This window comes from Stenotrophomonas sp. FR024, from assembly GCF_047500745.2.
Taxonomy (GTDB): Bacteria; Pseudomonadota; Gammaproteobacteria; order Xanthomonadales; family Xanthomonadaceae; genus Stenotrophomonas; species Stenotrophomonas maltophilia_A.
Genome location: NZ_JAXAXM020000003.1, coordinates 122,527 through 141,728, shown reverse-complemented (window position 1 = coordinate 141,728; position 19,202 = coordinate 122,527). Strand labels below are relative to the sequence as shown.

The following is a 19,202-nucleotide window of genomic DNA, read 5'->3' as shown; positions in this document are numbered from 1 at the left end:
ACCTTGGTCGACACATCTGTCAGATATCGAATGAAATTCCGGGGTCAGATCCGTTTTACTGCGGAAAACGGATCTGACCCCAAAAGTATTTCCGACAGATCGCAGGAAACTGTCGAAGGCGGGGTGGGTCCGGTTGAGGGGGCGTGAGCGCCATGGATGGCGCGACCGAGGCTACATGGACGTATTCACGCCGTCCCCCGCAACCGGACCCACCCCGCCTCCTCACAGGAAACCCGCTGTTGCTTCGGCTGTTGCTTCGGCTGTTGCTTCTGAGGTTGCCGGCCAGCGGCCGGCACTACCGCGGGTGCCGGGCGGCGCCCGGCCGATATCCCCTGCTTGACCACAGCCGGGGCGCCACGGAGAATTCCGCGACTAATTCTCATTTGCTGTTGCGCAGGATACGGGCGGCAGCCCTCCAGGCCCTCCTCCTTCGATGTTCAAGAACGTCCTGTTCCAACTGCACTGGCTGCTGGGCATCACCGCCGGTGCCGTGCTGGCCGTGATGGGCCTCAGCGGCGCCGTGCTGTCCTTCGAGGATGAACTGCTGCGCGCGGCCAATCCCGGCTTCGCCGAGATCGCCGAGCACCATGCCGACGGCCAGCTTCCGCTTGAACTCAGCGAACTGGTGCCGCTGCTGCAGGCCGGCAGTGATCGCCCCCTGCAACGCCTGCGCGTGGATGCCACCGGGCAACGGCCCTCGGTGGCGCGCTTCGCTGGCGGCAAGGAACACTGGGTCTACTTCGATCCGTACACCGGCGAGCGCTTCAGCGCCCTGCGCGGGCAGGCGTTCTTCGATTTCGTCGAGGATCTGCATCGCCACCTCGCCGCCGGCGAACGCGGCAAATGGATCACCGGCAGTTGTGCCATCGCGCTGCTGTTCTTCACCCTGTCCGGGCTCTACCTGCGCTGGCCGCGGCGCTGGTGGCACTGGCGCAGCTGGCTGGCGGTGGAATGGAAACGCCGCGGCCGTGGCTTCCTGTGGAGCCTGCACTCGGTGGTCGGCACCTGGGTGCTGTTGATCTACCTGATGAGTGCGCTGACCGGCCTGTGGTGGTCGTTCGACTGGTATCGCAGTGCCGCCAACACCCTGCTGGGCGTCGCACCGGCCGCCAAGCACAAGGTCGCCACCGACGCCGCCCTGAACCTGGAACGCATCGAAGCCACGCTGTACGCACTGCCCGGCGTGCGCACCGGCTACATCGACCTGCGCCTGCCGGAGAAGCCGGGGCAGGCACTGAACGTGCGGGTGATGGCCGGTGATCCGTCGCAGCGCGGCGGCCAGCATGACCGCGCGCATGATCTGCTGCAGCTGGACCCAGGCACGGGGGCCACGCTCGATGCCCGCCCCTATGCGCGCCAGGGCGCCGGCGCGCAGCTGGCCACCAGCGTGTTCGCGCTGCACTCGGGCAGCTACTTCGGCGTGCCCGGGCGCGTGGTGGTGATGCTCAGCAGCCTGGGCATGAGCCTGTTCTTCATCACCGGCTGGATGCTCTACCTGGACCGCCGCCGCAGCCAGCGCGCCGCGCGTGACCTGCGCCAGTCGCTGCCAGCAACGCCTGCCGATGGCGGTGGTACGCCGTGGCTGGTGGTGCATGCCAGCCAGAGTGGACTGGGAGAACAACTGGCATGGCGCGCCGCCGCGCAGCTGCAGGCGTCCGGTCATGCGGTGCAGGTGCTGCCACTGGCCCGCGTCGATGCCGCGCAGCTGGCACGCACCGCGCAGGTGCTGTGGGTACTGAGCACCTTCGGCGACGGCGAGCCACCGGATGCGGCGCGAGGCGCTGCACGACGGCTGATGGCACAGACACTCGACCTGTCAGGCCTGCAGTTTGGATTGCTGGCGCTGGGTGACCGACAGTACCCGCACTACTGCGGCTTCGGTCGCCAGGTTGATGGCTGGCTGCTCGGCAACGGCGCGCGCCCGTTGTTCGACCGCATCGAAGTCGATGCCGCCTCGGTAGCGGCCTTGCGCCAATGGCAGCTGCAGCTGGGCGCGCTGACCGGCATCGTCACCGATGACAGCGTACTGCCAGCGGCCACGCAGATGCATGAGTGGCGGCTGCTCGGCCGCGACCGGCTCAATCCGGGCAGCATCGGTGGTGCCATCTGGCGCATCCGTCTTGCGCCACCGGCCGACGTGCAGTGGCAGGCGGGCGACATCCTGCATATCGCGCCCCGGCACAACGCACGGCACGCCAGCGCCGTGTTGAAGGCACATGGGTTGGATCCGCTGCAGCCGCTGCTGGTGGACGGCCACCCACGCACCCTGCTGGCGCTGGCCAGTGAACGCGAGCTGCCCGAGGCCGACGCCGCGCTGGCGGTGCAGGATGCATGCCTGTGGCTGTCCGGATTGCCAACGCTGCCCGGACGCGAATACTCCATCGCCTCCTCCACGAGTGATGAAGTGGTGGAACTGGTGGTGCGCCTGGTGCATGACCTGTCGGGTCGAGCCGGGCTGGGCTCGGGCTGGCTGGCGCTGCATGCCCCGGTCGGTGCCAGCATCGTGGCCCGTGTGCATCGCAACCCCGGTTTCCATCGCATTGGCGGTGTGCCGATGGTGCTGGTCGGCAATGGCACCGGCATCGCGGGTCTGCGCAGCCTGTTGCGCGAAGCTGCCCACACAGGCGAGCACGGGCACTGGCTGCTGTTCGGTGAGCGCCAGCGCGCGCACGACTTCCTGTTCGCCGACGAGATCGAAGCGTGGCAGGCCGATGGCCATCTCGCGCGGGTGGACCTGGCGTTCTCGCGCGATGGCGAAGGTGGTTACGTGCAGGATTGCCTGCATGCCGCCACCGATGCGCTGCGCGAATGGATGCAGCGTGGTGCGGTGATTCATGTCTGCGGCTCGCTGCAGGGCATGGCCGAAGGCGTGGACCAGGTGCTGCGCGCTGCGCTGGGCGATGAGGTTGTGGAAACGCTGCTGGAGACCGGGCGCTACCGGCGCGACGTGTACTGAGCCACAAGGGTAGTGCCGACCGCTGGCCGGCAGGATCATCGACGGTGCCGGCCAGCGACCGGCACTACCGGAGCGGGATCAGGCCGCAGCGCGCGCCTGTGGCATCGACTGCAGACGGAACGCGCCCACGGCTTCTGCCAGGGCATGCACCTGCGCCTGCATCTGCGCGGTCGAGGCCCCCGCCTCTTCCACCAGACTGGCGTTGCGCTGTGTACTGGCCTCCATCTGCACGATGGTCTGGTTCACCTGGGCGATGCCGGCATGCTGGTCCTGCGACGCGCTGCGGATCCCGGCCAGCAGATCCGCCAGCTGCTGCACGCTGCCGACAATCTCGCCCATCGTGGTGCCGGCCTGTTCGGCCTGCTGGTTGCCCTGGCCCACACGCGCCACCGAATCCTCGATCAATCCCTTGATCTGCTTGGCCGCCTCCGCGCTGCGCTGAGCCAGCAGGCGCACTTCGGCAGCCACGACGGCGAAGCTGCGGCCCTGCTCTCCAGCGCGCGCCGCTTCCACTGCTGCGTTGAGCGCGAGGATGTTGGTCTGGAAGGCGATGCCATCAATCAGCTGGGTGATGTCACCGATCCGCCGTGAGGCTTCGCTGATGCCATGCATGGTTGCCACCACCTGGCCGACCGCCTCGCCGCCGCGCTGGGCCACTGCCGCCGCGCCCTTGACCAGCGCATCCGCACGGCCCGCGGCATCGGCATTGCGGCCAACAGTGTCGGTCAGCTCGTGCATCGACGCTGCCGTCTCTTCCAGATTGACCGCCTGCTGCTCGGTGCGCTGCGACAGATCATGGTGACCGGCAACGATCTCGCCGACACCGGTATCGAGGCTGGACGTGGCCTGCTGGATGCGGGTGACGATGCGGCCCAGTTGCGCGACGGTGGCGTTGGCATCATCGCGCATGCGCGCGAACACGCCCTGCAGTTCACCTTCCATGCGCACGCTGAGGTCACCGCGGGCCAGCGCGGCCAGAAGCGCCTGCAGATCGCCAAGGTTGGTCTCGAAGGTGGTCAACAGGCGATTGATGCTGGTCGACAGCGTACGCACAAAGCCCTGCTTCCCCTCCAGCGCGATGCGCCCGTGCAGGTCACCGTGCGCGGCCGCGTCGACCAGGGCTGCCACTTCGGTTTCCAGCAGGGTTTCCAGCGCGCGACTGCGCCATTCCACCGCCACGCCGAGGAAATGCCCCTCGTCGACAATGGGATTGGCGATCAGCTGATAGCGCACACCGCAATGGCCGATCTCGCGTTCTTCGCGTTGTCGCACGCCGGCCAGGCTTACCAGTGCCGGATGCAGGCGCACCGCATCGCTCCCCACCAGATCTTCAACCTGGAGTTCAAGCTGCTCCAGCAGCGCCGGATTGGCGTACGCCACCAGGCCTTCGGCATCGACCACCATCAGCCCGGTCTGCGCACTGTCCAGCGCCTGGCGCACGCGGGTGTTGCCGCGCGCCACAGCACGTTCGGTCTCGATGCGCGCGCGCAGGCGCTGCTGCATGTCGACCAGGCGTCGGGCCAGCTGGCCGATCTCATCGTTGGCGTTGTAGACGCGCAGAGTGGTGTCGAGGCGGTCGTCGGCGATGTCGCTGGCGAAACGCAGGGTGTCCTGGATCGGCTGGCGCACCGCACGCAGCACCAGCACCAGGCTGGTGATCAGCACGCCGGCCACCAGCAGCAGGGTCAGTGCGAACAGCACGCTCATCGTGCGCGCGCCGACCTGCTGGCGCGCCTGCGCCTTGGCCAGCGCTGCCACCTGCGCCTGCTGGAAAGCGGCAAGCGCCGGCGCTACGCCCGCGGCGGTATCCAGCAGCGACTGCGCTTCCACATCCAGGCCGACGCGGGCAGCGGTATACCCCAGCAGGGCGCCTTGATAGCCCTCCATCCCGCTGCGCAGGGCGTCCTGCGCATCCGCGGGCAGGCCCGCCAGCGCGAGGTCGAACGGCAGCTTTTCCTCGCTGGCGCGGTCGGCGTGGGTGGAATCACCGTCGAGCAGCAGCAGGGCCTCCTGCCTTCGCATCTTCTGCAGGGACAGCGCCAGCGACGGCCGCTGCAGCGCATCCACCTGTGCCTGCAGGGTTTCGGCGGCCTGCTGCAGCTGTGCAGCGAGGCCGGCCTCACCGCGGCCCATCTCGTCGACCCGTTCAAACAGGGCGGCGACACCCTGCGAGAACGCGTCGGCCGATTCGGTCAGCACCTGCAGCGCCTTGCGTCGGCCGGCGTCCATCGGCATCGCGCGAAGCGCCTGCAGGTCAGCCTGCAGGGCCTTCTGTGCTGCCAGCAACTGGCTGCGGTCAGCATCATCGAAACTGCGTGCATACTGGGTCTGCAGGCGGCGCGCTTCGGCCACCCGCGTGGACAGGCTGGCAGCCAGATCGCTGCCGCGCTGGTAGCTGGCCTGGCTGCGCGCGGCCAGGGCGTTGGCATGGCCAGTCCAGGCGTAGACAGCGGCGATCGCCACCAGCCCCAGGCCACAGACCCACAGGGTCGCCTTGAGCTTGTTGGCCACGCTGAGCCGGTGTGGTTGCAGCCACAGCAGCAGGCCGGGGGACGCCGAGCGCAACGTGGCAAGACGCGTGCGCAGGGACCGGAGGTGGGGGACAACGGCCGACATGACAGACTCCAGGCGGAAGGACGCACCTGTATCGGCCGGATTCAGGTCAACTTTAGGCCTTTTTTCGTCTGCGTCCCCCGTCACTGGCGGACGCGGTCTTTGTACCGGGTGCAGGCGACGGGGGCATGACACGGCCGCCGTGCTTGACCTCAACCCCGGTTGGGGGAGCACAGTGGACCTCCCTTCCCCGCCCGGTGCCCCCATGACGAGGCTCGATGTCCCCCGCTACCTGCAGCGCCTGCAGCTGGATGCGCCGCCACCACGGACCCTGGCCGGCCTGACCCTGCTGCAGCAGCGCCACAACGCACTGCTGCCCTTCGAAACCCTCAGCTGCCTGCTGCGCGATGCGGTGCCGATCGACCTGGACAGCGTGCAGCGCAAGCTGCTTGACGAGTGCCGCGGTGGCTACTGCTTCGAGCTCAATGGTGGGTTGCTGGCGCTGCTGCAGGCCTTGGGCTTCGATGCCCAGCCATTGAGCGCGCGCGTACTGCTGGCCGCCCAGGACGGCGAACTGACCGCGCGTACCCATCTGCTGCTGCGCGTGCAGGTGGACGGCGATGACTGGCTGGTGGATGCCGGTTTTGGCAGCCTGACCCCGACCGTACCGCTGCGCCTGCATGACCCGCAGCCGCAGGCCACCCCGCACGAACGCTATCTGTTGCAGCGGTTGGGAGACGGCGGTGATTTCATGCTGTCGGCCGAATCCAGCGACGGCTGGCGGGTGATGTACCGCTTCGATCTGCAGGCGCCGGCGCCGATCGACAACGTGGTGGGCAACTGGTACGTATGTACCCATCCCGATTCCAGTTTCCCCGGCCAGTTGCGCGCGTCGCTGACCGGGCCGGACTGGCGCCGCACCATCGGCAGCGGCAACTACACCGAGTACCGCCCCGGACAGGCACCGGACAAGCGCCCGCTGCATGATGTGGGTGATGTGCGCGACGTGCTGGAGCAGCGCTTCGGCATCCAGCTTCCGGACGACCCGCGGCTGGACCCAGCCATCAATGACTGGCTGCAGCGCTCACGCGCCGCGACGCTGTAGAGTCGAGCTTGCTCGACTGATGCATCTACGGCGACGTCAAAATCAGTCGAGCAAGCTCGACTCTACAGATGCGCGCACCGCAGCGTTGACGTTATGGCGCTGTGCGCGCCTGCAATGCGATACGGTTGCCTTCGCTGTCGCGGATCTCGGCCACGCGCCAATCGCCGGCATCGGCCGGGCCGAAGCGCAGCTCGGCTCCGGCCTGCAGCGCACGGTCGAGGCTGGCATCCAGGTCATCGACGCCGATGTAGATGCGCGCGCCCTGCTCGGAAGGCAGATAGTCCGCGCCGTGCACGAGCGCAATGCTGGCACCGGCGGCCTCATCGGAAAACGGTAGATAGGCCATCCGGCAGTCGTGCAGCACGATGGGTTCGTCCACCGCAACCTGCAGCCATCGCTGGTAGAACGTGATGGCCCGGTCCAGGTCACTGGCCGGGATTTCCACATGCAGGATCGGGTTCACTGACATTCCTTGCCACGTCCACTCAGATGATGCGCAGGGTAATCGCCTTCAGCACTGCACGGGTGCGATCGCGGGTGCCCAGCTTGTCGAGTATGGCGGACACGTAGTTCTTCACCGTGCCCTCGGCCAGGAACAGGCTGCGCGCGATCTCCTTGTTGCTGTAGCCCCCGGCCAGCAGGCGCAGGATTGCCACTTCACGTTCGCCGAAGGTATCGGTGGGCGGCGCTTCATCGTGGAAGCGGTAACGCGCGCGCACCGGATCGGTACTGACCGGCAGCAGCAGGGTCTCGCCAGCGGCAACGCGTTCGATGGCCTCGCGCAGGTCGGCCGGCGCGGCATCCTTGAGCAGGAAGCCCTGTGCGCCGGCCTCGCTGGCGCGCAGCAGCAGATCACTTTCATCGAAGGTGGTCAGCAGCAGCCACGGCGTGGCATCGCCGCGCGCGCGCAGCTGGCGCAGTGCCTCGATCCCATCCAGCCCTGGCATGCGGATGTCACTGAGCACCACGTCCACGCGCTGCGTATCCAGCGCATCCAGCAGGGCCTGGCCATCCTCGGCCTCCAGCACCACGTCCACCCCCAGGCCCTGCAGCAGCGCACGCAGGCCTGCACGCACCAATGCCTGGTCGTCGGCCAGCGCTACGCGGATTGCGGCCGGGCTCATGCCGGCAACCGCGCGGTCAGATGCATGCCGCCCTGCGCGGTTCGGGCCAACTCCAGCCGCCCCTGTACGGCCGCCAGGCGCTCGCGCATGCCGGCGATGCCATTGCCCTCGCGGATGCGTTCGGCGCGCTGGCCATCATCGCGGATATCGATACGCAACTGGGATTCCTCTTCACTGATCGTCAACCACACGGTGTCTGCATTGCCGTGCCGGGCGGCATTGGTCAGGGCCTCCTGTACCAGCCGCAGCACGGTCTCGGCCATCAACGGGTCAGCCACGCGCACCCCGTCGCCGATCTGCAGCTGCAGCTTCGGTCGTGGGAAGGGTGCGGCCAGCGCATGCAGCGCGGTGGCCAGATCGAGGCCGCGATCATCGCGCATCGACTGCACCACCTGGCGGATGTCGGCCAGCAACTCGCCGGACAACTGTTCGGCCAGCACCAGCCCTTCGCGGCCGGCCAGCGCAGGGTCTGCGGCCAGGGCGCGCAGGTTGAGCCGCATCGCGGTGAGCTTGTGCCCGGCCACATCGTGCAGCTCGCGCGCCAGGCGCAGGCGCTCGGCATCGCGTGCGCTGTCGGCCAGCAGCGCGCGGGTGGCCAGCAGGTCGGCGTTGACCCGGGCCAGGTCGTCGCGGGCCAGCGCCGTGCTGCGGGCATAGTGCGCGGTCAGCGCGGCGAAGGCCTGGAAACCGCCATACAGCAACACCACCAGCAGCGGCTGGCTGAAGCCGCTGTGGCGGAGCACGGCATACACCGCCAGGTTGGCCAGCAGCGCAACGCCCAGCACGAAGCGCGGCGGCCAGTGTTCGGCCAGCTGTGCAACCAGCACCACCAGCAGCACCGGGGCGGTACCGGTACGCGGCTGCAGCGCAACCAGCACAACCGCCAGCAGCGCCTGCAACACCGCAGCAGCGGCGCGCACGCGGGATGGCATCGACGCCCAGCCGTGCACCACGAACAGCAGCAGGAACACAGCAAGCAACAGCAGGCTCAGCCCGGCGCCACTGCGCTGCACTGCGAACGACAGGCCGACCACCAGCACGGTGATCAGGCCGGCAAGGCTGAGCGGACGCAACAGATGGCGGAACAGGCTGGGCATGGCCAGATGCTGACGGCCGCGCACGCCGGCGGCAATGGGTCCGGCGCAGAAAGTGACTTCTGGCACGTCGAATCGATGACCACTGGCCCTGAACCCGGTGCAGCGCCCCACGCAGACTGGCTCCACACCGCCACACACACTTCCGGAGCCACTGCCATGATCCGCACCGCCCTGCTCAGCACCGCACTGACTGCCCTGGCCCTGGCCGGCAGTGCCCACGCCGCCGACCTGGCCGTGACCGTGCACGACGTCCGCGCGCAGACCGGCACCCTGCGCGTTGCGTTGGTCGGCAACGCCGCCGCCTGGGACGGCAAGGCCAAGCCCGTGCAGGCCCAGCAGGCGGCGCCCAGCGGCGACAGCGCCCACTTCACGTTCAAGGGCGTGCCGGCCGGCAGCTATGCCGTGCTGCTCACCCACGACGAGAACGACAACGGCAAGCTCGACACCAACCTGGTCGGGATGCCGGTGGAAGGCTACGGCTTCAGCAACAACCCGCAGGTGATGCGCAAGCCGACCTTCGACGAGGCGCGCGTCGACGTGCCGGCCGCCGGCACCGCCATCGACATCACCCTGCGCTGATTCCGCATCCATACCCGAGGCCACCATGGACCGTCGCCGCTTCCTTCGTACCCTGCTCAGCAGCAGTGCCTGTCTGGCCCTGGGCGCCACCGCGCTGCGCAGCGCTCCCGCCTTCGCCGGCGACCCGGCGCGGTTCGCGCAGGGCATGCAGGAACACCCGTGGCTGCTTGGCTGGCGCAGCGTCGGCAGCGAAAGCCTCGGCCCGGCCACCGTGCAACTGCAGGGAAAACTGCCAGCGGGCCTGGCCGGTACGCTGTACCGCAACGGCCCGGCGTGGACCGAGCGCGATGGCTTCCGCTATGACCACTGGTTCGACGGCGACGGCATGGTGCATGGCTGGCGCTTCAATGGTGATGGCAGCCTGACCCATCACGGGCGCATGGTCGCCACGCCGAAATTCACTCGTGAACAGAAGGCCGGCCGCTTCCAGTATCCGGCTGCCGGCACCAGCGTTCCCGGTGCGCTGGCAGTTCGAAACAACGACGATGCCAACGTGGCCAATACCTCGGTAACCATGATCAATGGCCGCCTGTTCGCGCTGTGCGAGTCCGGCTCGGCATTCGAAGTAGACCCCGATTCCCTGCAGACGCTGGGTCCGGTGACCTGGCGTCCGGACCTCGCCGCACTGCCGTTCTCGGCGCACCCGCTGCGCGACCGCGACGGCAGCCTCTGGAACTTCGGCTCGATCAGCCTGATGGGGGGCCATGGCCTGCTGGTCTGGCACATCGGTGCGGACGGCCAGCTGCGCAGCGCCAATGTGATCGAAACACCCGAGCATGGCTACCTGCATGCCTTCGCGATGACCGACCAGCACCTGGTGTTCGTGATGATGCCGTTCGATTTCACCGGCGCAGGTGGCAGCTTCTTCGAGCGCATGCAGTTCGCACCGCAGCGTCCGGTGCGGATCGCGGTGGTCGCCAAGGATGCGCCGGACAAGGCGCAATGGTTCGAGGCCCCGTTCGCGGCGATCTACCACTTCGGCGACGCGTTCACCCGCGCTGGCGGCATCGTGCTGCGCGCAGTGCGCCACGACGACATCAATGAGGCGCGCTCGCCGATGAAGGAAGCGATGGCCGGTGATGGCGCACACGCGGCCAACAGTGGCGCCAGCCTGGTCGAGCTGCATCTGGACCTGCGTCGTGGCCAGGCCCGCTGGCAGCCGCTGGGCATCAGCGCAGTGGAGTTCCCGTTGTTCGACCCGCGCTCGGCGAACACACGTGGCGCACGGCTGTATGCGCCGACCATCGACGGCACGGCCAATGCGCCGTACTTCAACGCCGTGGCCGCGTTCGACATCGAGCACGGGCGCCGCCAGCTGTGGAACTATGGCCCGGACATCATGGCCGAAGAGCATGTGTTCGTACCGCGCCCGGGCAGCCGCAACGCCGATGATGGCTGGCTGATCGGCACCCTGCTTGACCCGGTGAACAAGCGCAGCGGCCTGGCGGTGCTCGATGCCCGCCACCTGGACGACGGTCCGCTGGCACAGGCCTGGCTGCCCTATGCGGTACCACTGGGCTTCCACGGCACCTTCGCCGCGCGCGGCTGATTCCACGCCACGCGGACACCGTTATTGGCATGCTGGGTCTCCCCTGCCCCGTGGAGTCCCGCATGTCCCTGGCCGACCACCGAAGTACGCTGGCACCACACGGTTTCCTGCGCGTGGCGATCAACCTGGGCAACCCGGTGCTGGCCCAGGGCGATGCGCGCTCACCGCGCGGCCCCTCACTGGAACTGGCTACCGCATTGGCGCAACGGATGGGGGTGCAGGCTCGCTTCACCTGCCACGATGCCGCAGCCTCGGTGGTCGAGGCAGCAGGCGAAGACGGCTGGGATCTGGCCTTCCTGGCCATCGATCCGGCACGCGCCGACCGCATTGCCTTCAGTGCTCCGTATGTGGAGATCGAAGGCACCTATCTGGTGCGCGAGGACAGCCCTGCGCAGCAGGTGGCCGACCTGGATCGCGAGGGGCTGCGCATCGCGGTGGGGCGTGGCGCGGCCTATGACCTGTTCCTCAGTCGCGAACTGCGCCACGCCACGATCGAGCGGGCGGAGACCTCGGCGGCGGCCATCACCCTGTTCGATCAGCAGCGCCTGGATGCCGCCGCCGGTGTACGCCAGCCGCTGGAAGCATGGGCGCAGGTGCATCCCGGCCACCGTGTGCTGGCCGGCCGTTTCACCGCGATCCAGCAGGCAGTGGCGGCGCCGGCCTCACGCCCGGCCGATGCATTGCGGGCGTTGTTCGAGGAAGTGGAGGCGATCAAGGCAGGCCCGTTGCTTGAGGCAGCGTTCGCGCGTGCCGGGCAGGCGGTCACGCTGGTTCGGTGACTGTAGAGCACCAGCAGTCGAGCATGGCTCGACGCTACAGATCCAGATGCAATGGTCGAGCATGGCTCGACGCTATAGATGTGCGTCTGCCATGTGCCGCACGTGCTCGGCGGCCTGCGCGTGCAGCCAGTCGCGGAACGCAAGGAAACCGCGATGGCTGGCCGAGCGCTGCGGGTACACCAGCCAATGCGGCCAGTCGGTTTTCAGGCGCTGGCTGGACAGTGCAACCAGCTGGCCCGAATCCAGCAGCAGCCGCGCCCGCGTCACCCGCCCGAGCGCTACGCCCACGCCATCCAGAGCGGCGCGATGGTGCGCCTCCGAATCATCCAGCACCGCCACGAAACGCGACGGTGGGCTCTGCCCGCTCAACGCGAACCAGGCGCCCCACGCGCCATCCGGATCACCGAGCAGCGGCCACCGGGTCAACGGCACACGGTCAATGCCGCCCATGCGTTCGATCAGCGCCGGGCTCGCCATCGGCACCAGCCACTCGTCGAACAGCGGTTCCACCACCAGGCCCGGCCATTGCCCGCTGCCCAGACGCAGCGCGGCGTCGAACTGGCGCTGCCGCTCGAAATCAATCAGGCGTTCACTCGACTGCAGGTTGATCTCGATCTGTGGATGCTCGGCCACGAAGTGACCCAGGCGCGGCACCAGCCAGGCCGACGCCATCGACGGCACCGCGCTGATCGTCAGCACGTGCTCGGCACGTGCGGCATAGGGCTGGAAGGCTTCGTTGATCGCATCCAGATGCGGTCCGACCTGGTCGAGCAGGCGCTGCCCCTCAAGGGTGAGGGTGACACCACGCGGCTGGCGGATCAGCAGCGGCTGCCCGAGCCGTTCTTCCAGCTGCCGCATCTGATGGCTGAGCGCACTGACGGTCACATTCATCGACGCAGCGGCACGCGACAGGTTGCCGAGCCGGGCAGCAGCCACGAAGCCCTGCAGGGCATGGAGCGGAGGGCGGGACATCAGGCTTGAATTCCTCTCAAGGCATGCTTGCGGAAATGTCGCTTTTTGCCCGTCCATGCTGCCCGTATCGTGCAATCCACTCAAGTGGAGGCACGCTCATGAACATCTTCAGCGGCTTGTTGTTCCTGCACGGCCACGTGGCCAGTGTCGAGCTGGCACGCCAGCTGGCCAGCCCGTCGCCGACGCCGCCGCCCAGCACCGCCCCCGGTAGTGCCGGCCGCTGGCCGGCAACCTCGCCGACCGGGAAACCTGCAGCTGCCAGCCAGCGGCCGGCACACCCCTAACGCTGCAGCGCTTCCTGCACCGCCGCAGCCACGTCGGTGTTGTCGATGTAACTGCCGTCGTTCCAGCGCACGTGCTGACGGTAGCCGGCATCAACGCCCCGCACGCGCTGGCCCAGCAGCTCCGCGCCCGCGCCCTTGGCCCACAACGGCACCAGCGCATTGGAATGGTTGCCGGTGGGACGGAAGCTGATCCCGGGCATGCGCCCACGGCCGTTGTTGCGCACCGGCTCGAAGGCGACGTTCTGTGCATCCGGGCCCATCGGCATGCTGTTGTCGTGGTCGGTGGTGACGATCAGCAGGTTGCGCTCCCAGCCACCGTTGCGTTCGATCCACTCGATCACTGCTGTCACCGCGTCGTTGAACTCCACGGTTTCCTCGATCAGCCGGCCGTACTGCGGCTGGTCGCTGCACTGGCCGTAGTGCCATTCAGTGCCGCAGGCACTGGTATGGGCGGCCCAGTCGGTGGCGCCACCTTCCACCATCAGGAACAGGCCGTTGGACGAACGCTGCTGCAGGAATTGCAGCGCGCCACGGGTCATGGTGGCAAGATCCGGCACGCTGTCGATCTTCCTCACACCGGAAGGCGTGGCCGCATCCTTGCCCAGCACCTGCAGCTGGCGCGCCTGCTGCAGCGTGTTGGCCACGCGCGGCACGCCGATCAGCGGCCGGTCGGCCGGCAACCGTCCCTGCGCCAGCGCGGCGAACGCTTCCTTGCTGCGGATCAGGCGCCACGGCCCCGACGGATTGCCGCCGATGGTGCTGCCCGCTTCCAGCTGCTGCCAATCCTGCTGCGACACCCATTCCCACGGGTTCGCACATCCCTCGGCCTTGGCCGTGCCGGCACTCTCGTCACAGGCGCGACCATCAACGCTGTAGCCAGGGCCTCCGGTGCCCATCACCAGGTCCATATGCCCCTGTGCCAGCATCTGATGGGCGATGGCGTGATAGTTGTTGCGCGATTCGTTCTGCGCCGCGAACGCGGCCGGCGTGGCATGCGCGAACGGTACCGAAGTCACCACACCGGTCGCCATGCCCAGCCGCTTGGCGCGCAGCGTGTTGAACTCGACCGGATTGCCATCGTTGTTGTAATTGATGGCGTTGTTGTAGGTCTTGATGCCCGAGGACAACGCGGTGCCCGCCGCCGCACTGTCGGTAGCCACCGCAGCCAGGTACTGGTAGCCCGCAAACGGCAGGTCCTGCGCAGGAACCGGTGTGTCATCCCAGGCCTTGCCCGCGTCGTAGCCCAGGGTCTGCGCGTTGTCGCGGGTCGGCTGGCTGCTGGCGTTCAACGGGAAGGTGGTTACCGCCAGGCGCTGCGGAAAATCCGCATACGGCGCCCCTTCGCGGCTGCCGTATTGCCAGTAGGCGGCGGCGTCCCAGGTGCCCCAACCGGCACCGTCGTTGATCATCACGATCACGTTGTGCGGGCGCGCTGGGGCGGAAGCAACAGCCTCGGCGCGCAGGTTGGGCTGGCAGCCACCCAGCGTAGCCAACGCAAGCAGCAGCGAGGAATGGAGCCAACGGCGTGGCATGCGTGCAGTCATCGGATGTCCCGTCGGGCCAACGGCGGCCCACAATGGCGGTACGTTATATCGTTTCAATATTGCAGCTTCATGCAGCCGCCGCGGGCTATCCTGCAGGCCCTCCTCCATCGGCCCATCCATGCCGTCTCCCGCTACTGAGCGCGCGCCGTTGTCCTCGATCACCCTCGATGCGGCAACTTTCGCGGTGGTCCATCAGCACAACGCGGACATCGCGCGGCAACCGGCCTCGCTGACCAAGCTGATGACCGCCTATGCGGCGTACGAATGCGTCGAAGAGAACGGAGGCGCGTGGGACGAAGCGGTCACCATCGCCGCCGAGGATGTGCACGCGGTGGCCGATGATGAAACGCGCATGGGCCTGGTGCCCGGTGAAACAGTCACCCTCGCGCGCCTGCTGGAAGGACTGATGATCGTCTCCGGCAATGACGCGGCGCTGGCCATCGCGCGCCATCTGGACGGATCACAGCCTGCGTTCCTGGACCGCATGAACCGGCACGCGCGCCAGCTTGGCCTGCGCAGCAGCTGGTTCGCCAGCGTGTCCGGCATCACCACCCCGCACCATGCGTCCAGCGCGCGCGACATGGCGGTGCTGGCCGCCTGCCTGTTGAACGATCATCCGCAGATCCTGGCGATCACCGCGCAGCGCGTGTTCGCGCACGGCAGCTTCAGCCGCAGCAACCAGAACGCCCTGCTTGGCGATGACGGCGTGGATGGCTTGAAGACCGGCTACACCCAGGCCGCAGGCTTCTGCCTGGCCGCCACCGCCTGCCGGGCAGTGCCCGGGCGGGATCAGCCGGTACGCCTGATCACCGTGGTGCTGGGTTCTGAAAGCCGCGACGCACGCGATGCCCTTGTGCGGGAGCGGCTGGCCGCCGGGTTCGCGGCGCTGGCCGACAGCACCGCCGACGCCTGAGCGGCTCAGCGCCGCTTGACCGTTGCCACGATCAGCCGCTGCAGCTCGGCTTCGGCTGCGGCCTTGTCCAGCGCGCCTGCTGCCACGGCTTCGGACAGGGCTTCGGCCGCACCGAGAATCGCCCAGCGCCCGGCCAGTGGCACCGTGCCGTCGGCAGCAAACGGGCCCAGCCAGGCGTCGCAGTTGTCGATGAAATCCTGCTGGTAGCGCCGCCGCACCTCGTGCAGTTCCGGCGCGCCCACCAGCGCGGCGAGGATGCCCTGCACTTCACTGCCCTGGCTGAGGATGCAGTCGATGTAGCCGGAGGCGATGGCCGCCGCACGATCGGCCAACTGCGCCCGTGCGCGGCCGATGCGCTCGTTGAAGACCACCGTCTGGCGACCGTCGTAGTCATCGTAGAGCGCGGCCAGCAGGCCGTTGCGGGTCACGAAGTGATCGTAGGCCACCGGCTTGGTCACGCCCGCTGCCTCGGCCAGCCGACCCAGGGTCAACGCGTCGGTGCCTTCTTCGCCAACCAGCGCCCAGGCCACGTCCAGCAACTGGCGGGCGCGTTGCTCGCGGGTCAATCGGCGGCGCGTGGGAGCGGCGTTGGCAGGCATCGGCGGAACACGGCGATCAGTGCATCGGAGTTCCGATTTTACGGCCGATCGCCAGCGCGGTCTGCAGATGCGTTTCGGCCGCACCGGTATCGGCATCCAGCAGCAGTTCTGACGTCAGCACGCGCGCGCCGCAGTAGTCGAAGATGCCCATGTCGATCTGCGTCTTCATCGCCGCGCCGTAGCCACGACGTTCGACCATGTCCGCGCCGGCTCCACCGATGCCGACCAGGTGCACGCGCAACCGCTGCAGCTTCTTCTGCACCTTGCCGTCTGCACCGTCCTGGTAGGCCCAGCCCTGGGTGAACACGCGATCGATCCAGCCCTTCAGCAGTGCGGGGAACGACCACCAGTACAGCGGATAGACCAGTACCAGCGTGTCGGCAGCATCCAGCCGCGCCTGCTCGGCGGCGACGTCGGCTGGAGGTGCGCCGGTGCCACGGAACAGCGCCTGGTCGTGCGAGTTGAAGCGCGGATCGAAGCCTTCGGCCATCAGATCGGCGAGGGTCACGGTGTTGGCGGCATCCGTTGCGGTGATGGCTTCGCCGATGCGCCTGGCGATGGCATGGGTCAACGCGGCGGATTCAGGATGGGCGGTAACGATGAGGGTGTGCATGGGGGATGTCCGGAATTCACTAACTACCAATAGTAAGTAGTGACGCCCGGGACACCAGCGCCATGCGTGGGACGCTGTTTCCGCATCCACCGTATAGTGCGCCGGTTTCCGCTGAGATACCCGACGATGCACCGATACCTGCTTGCCCTTCTGCTGGCCCTGCCGATGGCAATGGCCGTTGCGCCAGCGTTGGCCGGTGAACTCAGCCCGGAAGACTCAGCCACATTGCGCAAGGAGGTACAGGCGATGATGGACGCCTTCGCCCGTGGCGATACCGAGCTGATCATCGCGCGCACCCATCCCAGCCTGAAGCAGCTGGCCGGCGGCGACGAGGCCTATGCACGGATGACCCGCGACACGGTAAAGGAACTGCGCAAGGCCGGGGTCACCATCATCAGCGACGAAGCGGGCGTGCCGGGCCGCACCTATGCGGCCGGTGACGAGGAAGTCTGCTTCGTACCGCGCCAGTCACTGCTGCGCGTGCGCGAGGCGCCGATGCGCAGCACCTCGTTCATGCTCGCCGTGCGCCGCGTCGGCACAGCCCAATGGAGTTTCATTGACGGTGCTGCGTTGCTGGACAATCCCGCGCTGCTGCGGCAACTGCTGCCAGCGTTGGAGCCTGGGGTGACGCTGCCCAGGGGTGGGATGGAAGCGCTGTAATCGCAGGCGCATCCATCCACGCATGGCGTGGATCTACTATCCCTGCTGGTCTGGGACTGCACCGGGATTTCGCTCAACGGAACAGCGCGTTCAACGCGGCCCCGGAAGCCGCCTGCTGCAGGCCGTCGAAGCGTCCGGCCTGCACGATCGGCTGTGTCGCCTGCATCAGTCCGCCCCATGCAGCACGGGCCAATGCGCCGCCCAGGCTGACGCGGCGGACGCCGAGTGCAGCGATGTCCTGCAGGCTCAGCGGTGTCGGCCCACCGACCAGCAGGTTCACCGGCTTCGACCCTGCGGCGGCAACCACCGCGCTGATCTGCTCGCGCGTGCTGATGCCTGGTGCATACAGCACGTCTGCACCGGCCTCGGCATAGGCGCGCAGGCGCTGCAGGGTGTCCGGCAGATCCGGCACGCCGACGAAGAAGTTCTCGGCACGGCCAACCAGCAGCACGTCGCCGCCAGCGCGGTCGATGGCTGCACGGGCAGCGCGCATGCGCTCCACCGCCTGATCGATCGGACGCAGCGGTGCATCGGCGACGCCGCTGGCATCCTCGATCGACAACGCCGCGATGCCGGTGTCGATCGCCGCGGCCACCGCCTCCTGCACCTTCTGCGGCGTATCACCGAAACCATCGCCGAAATCGGCGTTCAACGGCAGCGGCGTCGCTGCCGCCATCAGGCGCAGATGGTCCAGCGTGGCCTGCAGCGAAACCGCTCCGTCCGGCCGCCCTTCGCTCCAGGCACAGCCGGCACTGGTCGTGGCCAGTGCCTGGAAGCCCTGCCGCTGCAGGTAGCGCGCACTGCCCACGTCCCATGGATTGGGCAGTACGAAGCACCCTGCTGCATGCAGCTGGCGGAAGGCCGCGCGCTTGCGTTGGGTATCGGCATCGGGCGAGGTCATGGCGGGCTCCGGGGCGGCAGACCTGCACCCTAGCCCGCCCTGCAGCCGGGCTCAACGACGACGGCGCAAACCTGCATGAGGTGATGCCACCTGCTTATTGGACGCTGTGGATGCAGGTGCCCGAGCGTGCTTGCCTGCCCACACGATGCCGCCACGGAGCCCTTCATGCACCCGGACCCGCTGACCTTGATCGACGCCGGCGACGATGACGCCCACTGGGCCGACCTGCTTTCGCCCACACGCCGCCGCCTGATCGCATCGGCCGGTCTGGCCGCCGGCGGCCTGGCCAGTGCGTCGACCGCCGCCGCAGCCCCGCGCGGCGAAAGCACGGTGAACACCACCGAACCCGGGCGCCCCGGCTTCCGTGCCATCGTCCCGCCGCCGGTGAAGGGCAGCAGCCCCTGGGGCCAGGTCACCGCCAGCGAACCGACCCCGCGTCCAGCCAGCGTGCGTCCCGGGGAGGCCACCCTGCCCGCGACCCCACGTGCCTACACCGACATCAAGAGCTATCACGCGCATATCTACTTCGACGAGGACAGCTTCGAGAAAGCTGCGCTGCTGCGGCGCTGGGCGGCCGAGCGCTTCCCGGTGGAGCTGGGCAACTGGAACCTGGAACCACGCGGACCGCACGTCACCCCGTCGTTCTATTTCGGCTTCACCAACGACCTGCTGCCGGTGCTGGTGCCATGGCTGCAGCTCAACAGCCTGGGCCTGACCATCCTGATCCACCCCAATACCGGTGATGGCCGCGCCGACCATCTGTATTACGCGTTGTGGGTGAACCGCGCGCAGCCGGTGAACGCCTACAACTGGCCGGCACCGAAGCCGGGGGAACGGGAGCCCTTGGAGGAGGTGTTCCCGAACGTGGTGCCGACGGTGCCGCTGGAGACGTGAGCGGGTGCGTGGCGGGGGCGGTGGGTGGCGTGCAGCGCACCCTGGGCTGCCCCTCGGTGGGTGCGTAGCCTGCTGCGCAC

The 19,202-nt window shown here is 68.1% G+C and carries 18 protein-coding genes; 9 read left to right on the top strand and 9 right to left on the bottom strand.

What is annotated here, in order from left to right; genetic code table 11:
• Positions 1–433: 433 nt before the first annotated feature.
• Positions 434–2,956, top strand: a complete 2,523-nt coding sequence (locus tag ACMZ91_RS04710; protein WP_414577550.1) for a PepSY domain-containing protein — start codon at positions 434–436, stop codon at positions 2,954–2,956.
• A gap of 78 nt (positions 2,957–3,034) precedes the next feature.
• On the opposite strand, the gene ACMZ91_RS04705 is transcribed toward ACMZ91_RS04710, so the two are convergent.
• On the bottom strand, positions 3,035–5,572 hold the full coding sequence (locus tag ACMZ91_RS04705; protein ID WP_414577548.1) for a methyl-accepting chemotaxis protein: 2,538 nt from the start codon (positions 5,570–5,572) through the stop codon (positions 3,035–3,037).
• 202 nt (positions 5,573–5,774) lie between these two features.
• Here ACMZ91_RS04705 and ACMZ91_RS04700 point away from each other — a divergent pair, with 202 nt between their 5' ends.
• Positions 5,775–6,614 (top strand): arylamine N-acetyltransferase family protein, encoded by an 840-nt coding sequence (locus tag ACMZ91_RS04700; RefSeq protein WP_049463269.1) that lies wholly within the window; start codon positions 5,775–5,777, stop codon positions 6,612–6,614.
• A 91-nt stretch (positions 6,615–6,705) separates the two neighbouring features.
• Here the strand turns inward: ACMZ91_RS04700 and ACMZ91_RS04695 are convergent, their stop codons facing one another.
• The 3 genes from ACMZ91_RS04695 to ACMZ91_RS04685 are packed head-to-tail and all read right to left on the bottom strand — an operon-like array spanning position 6,706 to position 8,835.
• Positions 6,706–7,077, bottom strand: a complete 372-nt coding sequence (locus ACMZ91_RS04695) for a VOC family protein (protein ID WP_125895608.1) — start codon at positions 7,075–7,077, stop codon at positions 6,706–6,708.
• A gap of 22 nt (positions 7,078–7,099) precedes the next feature.
• Entirely contained in the window at positions 7,100–7,738 is a 639-nt protein-coding gene (locus tag ACMZ91_RS04690) for a response regulator transcription factor (RefSeq protein WP_032129575.1), read from the bottom strand.
• Positions 7,735–8,835: a sensor histidine kinase gene (locus tag ACMZ91_RS04685; protein WP_049463270.1), complete on the bottom strand. Its 1,101-nt coding sequence runs from the start codon at positions 8,833–8,835 to the stop codon at positions 7,735–7,737. The genes ACMZ91_RS04690 and ACMZ91_RS04685 overlap by 4 nt, the downstream gene beginning before the upstream one ends.
• Before the next feature lie 156 nt (positions 8,836–8,991).
• Here ACMZ91_RS04685 and ACMZ91_RS04680 point away from each other — a divergent pair, with 156 nt between their 5' ends.
• The 3 genes from ACMZ91_RS04680 to ACMZ91_RS04670 all read left to right on the top strand — a co-directional run bounded on the left by ACMZ91_RS04680 (position 8,992) and on the right by ACMZ91_RS04670 (position 11,742).
• Positions 8,992–9,414, top strand: a complete 423-nt coding sequence (locus ACMZ91_RS04680) for a DUF2141 domain-containing protein (protein ID WP_049463271.1) — start codon at positions 8,992–8,994, stop codon at positions 9,412–9,414.
• Positions 9,415–9,439: 25 nt separating this feature from the next.
• Positions 9,440–10,963 carry a carotenoid oxygenase family protein gene (locus ACMZ91_RS04675; protein ID WP_414577545.1) on the top strand — a complete coding sequence of 508 codons (1,524 nt, stop codon included), beginning with the start codon at positions 9,440–9,442 and terminating at the stop codon, positions 10,961–10,963.
• Between the two features lie 62 nt (positions 10,964–11,025).
• The gene (locus tag ACMZ91_RS04670; protein ID WP_277778248.1) at positions 11,026–11,742 is read left to right on the top strand and encodes an ABC transporter substrate-binding protein; all 717 of its coding nucleotides are present in this window, start codon (positions 11,026–11,028) and stop codon (positions 11,740–11,742) included.
• A 72-nt stretch (positions 11,743–11,814) separates the two neighbouring features.
• Here ACMZ91_RS04670 and ACMZ91_RS04665 read toward each other — a convergent pair whose 3' ends face one another.
• Positions 11,815–12,714, bottom strand: a complete 900-nt coding sequence (locus ACMZ91_RS04665; protein ID WP_049463274.1) for a LysR substrate-binding domain-containing protein — start codon at positions 12,712–12,714, stop codon at positions 11,815–11,817.
• 98 nt (positions 12,715–12,812) lie between these two features.
• Here ACMZ91_RS04665 and ACMZ91_RS04660 point away from each other — a divergent pair, with 98 nt between their 5' ends.
• Complete coding sequence (locus ACMZ91_RS04660; RefSeq protein ID WP_049463275.1) at positions 12,813–12,998, top strand: hypothetical protein; 186 nt, start codon at positions 12,813–12,815, stop codon at positions 12,996–12,998.
• Here the strand turns inward: ACMZ91_RS04660 and ACMZ91_RS04655 are convergent.
• Entirely contained in the window at positions 12,995–14,542 is a 1,548-nt protein-coding gene (locus tag ACMZ91_RS04655) for an alkaline phosphatase (RefSeq protein ID WP_414577543.1), read from the bottom strand. The two genes, ACMZ91_RS04660 and ACMZ91_RS04655, sit on opposite strands and share 4 nt — an antisense overlap.
• Before the next feature lie 118 nt (positions 14,543–14,660).
• Here ACMZ91_RS04655 and ACMZ91_RS04650 point away from each other — a divergent pair, with 118 nt between their 5' ends.
• Positions 14,661–15,455: a D-alanyl-D-alanine carboxypeptidase family protein gene (locus tag ACMZ91_RS04650; RefSeq protein WP_414577541.1), complete on the top strand. Its 795-nt coding sequence runs from the start codon at positions 14,661–14,663 to the stop codon at positions 15,453–15,455.
• Positions 15,456–15,460: 5 nt separating this feature from the next.
• On the opposite strand, the gene ACMZ91_RS04645 is transcribed toward ACMZ91_RS04650, so the two are convergent.
• A complete protein-coding gene (locus ACMZ91_RS04645) occupies positions 15,461–16,054 on the bottom strand; it encodes a TetR/AcrR family transcriptional regulator (protein ID WP_032129566.1) in 594 nt (197 codons plus the stop codon).
• 16 nt (positions 16,055–16,070) lie between these two features.
• A complete protein-coding gene (locus tag ACMZ91_RS04640; RefSeq protein WP_414577538.1) occupies positions 16,071–16,667 on the bottom strand; it encodes an NAD(P)H-dependent oxidoreductase in 597 nt (198 codons plus the stop codon).
• A 126-nt stretch (positions 16,668–16,793) separates the two neighbouring features.
• Between ACMZ91_RS04640 and ACMZ91_RS04635 the strand changes: the two genes are divergently transcribed.
• The gene (locus ACMZ91_RS04635) at positions 16,794–17,327 is read left to right on the top strand and encodes a hypothetical protein (protein WP_414577537.1); all 534 of its coding nucleotides are present in this window, start codon (positions 16,794–16,796) and stop codon (positions 17,325–17,327) included.
• A 73-nt stretch (positions 17,328–17,400) separates the two neighbouring features.
• Here the strand turns inward: ACMZ91_RS04635 and ACMZ91_RS04630 are convergent, their stop codons facing one another.
• Positions 17,401–18,228: an isocitrate lyase/PEP mutase family protein gene (locus ACMZ91_RS04630; protein WP_253145254.1), complete on the bottom strand. Its 828-nt coding sequence runs from the start codon at positions 18,226–18,228 to the stop codon at positions 17,401–17,403.
• Positions 18,229–18,393: 165 nt separating this feature from the next.
• On the opposite strand from ACMZ91_RS04630, the gene ACMZ91_RS04625 reads away from it, so the two are divergent.
• On the top strand, positions 18,394–19,122 hold the full coding sequence (locus tag ACMZ91_RS04625) for a DOPA 4,5-dioxygenase family protein (protein ID WP_049401742.1): 729 nt from the start codon (positions 18,394–18,396) through the stop codon (positions 19,120–19,122).
• Positions 19,123–19,202: the final 80 nt, after the last annotated feature.

Bases quoted from the DNA above. Each gene is read 5' to 3' on its own strand.
- ACMZ91_RS04710 (WP_414577550.1), top strand. From the start codon at position 434: ATGTTCAAGAACGTCCTGTTCCAACTGCACTGGCTGCTGGGCATCACC.
- ACMZ91_RS04705 (WP_414577548.1), bottom strand. From the start codon at position 5,572: ATGTCGGCCGTTGTCCCCCACCTCCGGTCCCTGCGCACGCGTCTTGCC.
- ACMZ91_RS04700 (WP_049463269.1), top strand. From the start codon at position 5,775: ATGACGAGGCTCGATGTCCCCCGCTACCTGCAGCGCCTGCAGCTGGAT.
- ACMZ91_RS04690 (WP_032129575.1), bottom strand. From the start codon at position 7,738: ATGAGCCCGGCCGCAATCCGCGTAGCGCTGGCCGACGACCAGGCATTG.
- ACMZ91_RS04685 (WP_049463270.1), bottom strand. From the start codon at position 8,835: ATGCCCAGCCTGTTCCGCCATCTGTTGCGTCCGCTCAGCCTTGCCGGC.
- ACMZ91_RS04680 (WP_049463271.1), top strand. From the start codon at position 8,992: ATGATCCGCACCGCCCTGCTCAGCACCGCACTGACTGCCCTGGCCCTG.
- ACMZ91_RS04675 (WP_414577545.1), top strand. From the start codon at position 9,440: ATGGACCGTCGCCGCTTCCTTCGTACCCTGCTCAGCAGCAGTGCCTGT.
- ACMZ91_RS04670 (WP_277778248.1), top strand. From the start codon at position 11,026: ATGTCCCTGGCCGACCACCGAAGTACGCTGGCACCACACGGTTTCCTG.
- ACMZ91_RS04665 (WP_049463274.1), bottom strand. From the start codon at position 12,714: ATGTCCCGCCCTCCGCTCCATGCCCTGCAGGGCTTCGTGGCTGCTGCC.
- ACMZ91_RS04660 (WP_049463275.1), top strand. From the start codon at position 12,813: ATGAACATCTTCAGCGGCTTGTTGTTCCTGCACGGCCACGTGGCCAGT.
- ACMZ91_RS04655 (WP_414577543.1), bottom strand. From the start codon at position 14,542: ATGACTGCACGCATGCCACGCCGTTGGCTCCATTCCTCGCTGCTGCTT.
- ACMZ91_RS04650 (WP_414577541.1), top strand. From the start codon at position 14,661: ATGCCGTCTCCCGCTACTGAGCGCGCGCCGTTGTCCTCGATCACCCTC.
- ACMZ91_RS04645 (WP_032129566.1), bottom strand. From the start codon at position 16,054: ATGCCTGCCAACGCCGCTCCCACGCGCCGCCGATTGACCCGCGAGCAA.
- ACMZ91_RS04640 (WP_414577538.1), bottom strand. From the start codon at position 16,667: ATGCACACCCTCATCGTTACCGCCCATCCTGAATCCGCCGCGTTGACC.
- ACMZ91_RS04635 (WP_414577537.1), top strand. From the start codon at position 16,794: ATGCACCGATACCTGCTTGCCCTTCTGCTGGCCCTGCCGATGGCAATG.
- ACMZ91_RS04630 (WP_253145254.1), bottom strand. From the start codon at position 18,228: ATGACCTCGCCCGATGCCGATACCCAACGCAAGCGCGCGGCCTTCCGC.
- ACMZ91_RS04625 (WP_049401742.1), top strand. From the start codon at position 18,394: ATGCACCCGGACCCGCTGACCTTGATCGACGCCGGCGACGATGACGCC.